This is a genomic window from Nostoc sp. UHCC 0251 (genome assembly GCF_034932245.1).
GTDB lineage: Bacteria > Cyanobacteriota > Cyanobacteriia > Cyanobacteriales > Nostocaceae > Nostoc.
Genome location: NZ_JAYGHD010000498.1, coordinates 1 through 3,374 on the forward strand (window position 1 = coordinate 1; position 3,374 = coordinate 3,374).

Below are 3,374 nucleotides of genomic sequence, written 5' to 3' on the forward strand. Positions count from 1 at the left end.
GGGACACCCATCCCACAAGAAAATTTGGGATGTTTTTTTATTTGGAAGTCCCTAAATAAGCAGAGAAAGTAGCTTGTGTTTCTTTAGCTTTTTGCGTTCTTGGTATGAAGAAGCAGTCTATGGAGATAGCAGGAATCCTCTGTGGCAAAATCTCCGGTTAATTATCGTCCATTCCCCAGAGGTGTATATCCTTCTGGATCTCAATAAGTCTCCGTTTAATGTGGGTTTAGCAATTGAATTGCAAATATTTATACCAAAACGTAAAACCCTAGCCCAGACAAACATACTAGTATAAATTCCTCCACACTAAAAGCGGGCTATTTATGTAGAAATATTTAGATTAAATCGCTTTACTTTAGTATTGTCATAAATTATTTACAGCAGTTGCCAGTAAGTCAAGTGTAAAAGGCAGGGATAAAAATTGCATATGCAGAGTTGCTGCCTTCTGCCTGAATCTTTACTAAATTTGTACATTATTCAAAGGAAAACTGCTGTATGTAATTACCCTTTAGGGTTTGCGAATTCAAGGACTGAGCATTGGTACCAATAGCTTATTAGTTTTCATGCTTCATAGCATAGACAGGCTAAAAATCCAAATATGAGATTTGTGATTTTCAGCGTGTCTTACTCAAACTTGAATAAGGCTGAAATAACGTAATGCCAAGACTTAAGCTTTTAAGTGTCTTATTGATAGTGGCTTTATCTCTTAGCCTGTCAGTGTTGATTTCTTTTGTTTTCCCACACAAAGTTCTTGGTCAGTTTCGTACCAATATTCCCGACGATGCTACATTACTTGCACAGCGACAAGTCGAGGTTAGGTCGGGCTTTGTGGTTGCGCCTCCGAATAAACCCCTTCGTCCAGCAGAGCGTCTCCGCCGGAATACCTATGGCGATGTGGGATTTGCTCCCCTGAGAACGGCGGATCAGTTAGATCGATTGCTCTTTCCTTCTGTTCCGCAATCAGCTCGCCAGAAAGTGGTGGAAGGGGCGTGGTTTTTTACCACCCCAGAGAGCGTTAAGGAAGGTGCAGGGGCGATGGCTAACCAAACCCGATGCGCGGGCTGTCACCTGAATAACCTTGAGTCGGTTCCAGGTCTGGGGCTGCTCACGGGTATCTCGAACGTCAGTCGAGCTGGACGGTCAACCCCCACCAACTTCAGTTATACGTCGGGTGACACAAAAAATGGTGGTAGACCCGCTGGTGTTCGCTTAGATCCAGTCAATTCAAACGGTTCTATTAACTTGAATATCGTTAATAAGGCCGACCCAGCCTTAGATGCGGTCAATAATACCGGGCGAACCGCAGCCTTTACGATCTTCGGGGACTTTTCACCATCGGTTGAAGCAGTCGATCCGACCAAATCTTACGATCCGCTGGATGGTACTAAAAATCCCATCACAGGTAATGCACAGAATTTTGGTGGTTTTGTGCAGCATGTACGCCCTCCGATCGCTGAACTTAAAGCTTTCGATCGCAGTATAGATTGCAAACCAGATGCGATTCCCAGCATCGCCCAAGATCGAAACCTCGGCACGATTAATCTAGCTACGGGACAGAGTTCAAGTGGATTTCGACGCGGTGTCGGTGAACGCGCTGGTCCTCCCTATATCGGTCGTGGGTTGATGGAGGCTATTCCAAACCAGGACATTACAAACGCTCCTGATCCCTCTGACACTATAGGCGGCAAATCGTCTTTAAAAACTGCTGTATTCCAGTGCAACGGTGATTGTGTCACAGGTAAGGTCAATATGATTCCTGCCAATGCGCCACCTGACCAACCCAACGCCTTGGCCTCTGGGGTAGGGCGTTTTGGCTTACGTTCCAATGGCGCGGAGATGTTGCAGTTTGTCATTGGGGGCTTGCAAGGTGAGCTTGGCATTACAAGCTTGATTAACAATAGAGAGGTCAATATTGCTGATCCCAAAATTGCTCCCTATAATAAAAACTGCAAAAATCCAATAAACGACCCTGAGTTTCACCTCAGCACCCCATTCAGTGAGCGCAATTTCTTGCGCCTGACGGCTCCCCCAGAATTTGGCCCCAATCTATTAGCCGTGCTAAATTCTAAAAATCCCTCTCAACCTCGTTCTGGCTACAGTCGTGCAGCCAGTGTTCAACGGGGAGCGCAGCTTTTTGGTATCGATCTCATTGCCTTTGCCAACCGGATGATCCCTGGTCGTATGCCTAGCAAGGGCGATGGTCGCGATCCTAATGCCATTAACCAGAGCGATCGCATGGTGAGTTGTGTGAGCTGCCATACTCCGGTTCAAAGAACTGGTCGGTCACCTGCTTTTGGCGATCCATCCTTAGGTATTGATGCAGCAGAGGTTGGAGATATTCTCAGTTACCGTTGGGCACCAATTTTCTCGGATCTGATTCTGCATAAAGGCCCTATCATTGATGCTGAACGGTTTGCACCAACTCCGCGCGATCCAATCCTTGTGAGCCGAACCACGGCTGTTGGTAGCGATCGATCGAACTTCAAGACCTATGATCTGCCCCGTAACCTAACTGATGATATCTTCTCAAACCAGAAAGCAACTGCTAAGGGTGAAGAGTTCCGTACACCGCCTTTGATGGGGCTTGGTAAAGTTGGCCCTCCATTCTTACATGATGGTAGCGTCTACTTGAGTACCCTCACCCGTGACACAACACCTGCGGGTACGGTGTTTACCAATAGCGAAGTGACTAATGCACCGTTGGTTATTCGTTCAGTAGACGATGCACTTCGGGCAGCGATTGAGCTACATGACCTGCCTGCACCCGATGACTATAAGACTTCTAAGCTGCCGGGTGGAGGATGCCCTGTTCCTCCGGGTGGCAAAGTCTTCAATAAAATCGGCAATGTGATTAACTATGGGTCATCACCTGAGGATGTCATTTGCCCGCCTTATACCAGTGCTATTTCAAAAACTCATCGAAGTGAAGCACGGGAAGTTATCGGTCGTTTCCGTTATCTGACATCTTCTGATCAACAAGCGATAATTGATTTCTTGAAGGAGCTATAATGGTTCTCCAATATCTCTAATATCGATTGTTTGTGAATTTTACTACGGGGACGTTCTTAAGAGCGTCCCTTCTTGTGATAGCAGGTAATCTTACGATTAAAGTCATGATGTCATTCTGCTTACGATAAAATAATTTCCTACGTGCTAGGCTGCTATTGCCACAAGGTAAATCTACCGTATTCCAGCGATATCCCTTTACTAGAATTTTGAAGGAGGTCTTTTCTCATCTAAAAGCTTGAGAAACTTAGTTTTAAAATTCACCCTGGTGTGAAAACTACTAGTACTATTGTCAGTAAAGATAAAAAAATTATTATCAAGAAAGGCAGAGGGCAGGAGGCTCAGTTGGCAGATCGCGCAGCGTGTCG

General features: G+C 45.7%; 1 protein-coding gene and 1 pseudogene. Both read left to right on the forward strand.

The genetic code is table 11. The annotated features are described in order from the left end of the window. Window positions 1–79 precede the first annotated feature (79 nt). A pseudogene (locus VB740_RS36220) lies at window positions 80–250 on the forward strand (AAA-like domain-containing protein); the annotation flags it as partial. 407 nt (window positions 251–657) lie between these two features. Further along, complete coding sequence (locus VB740_RS36225; protein ID WP_323204627.1) at window positions 658–3,009, forward strand: di-heme oxidoredictase family protein; 2,352 nt, start codon at window positions 658–660, stop codon at window positions 3,007–3,009. The last annotated feature ends 365 nt before the right edge of the window (window positions 3,010–3,374 follow it).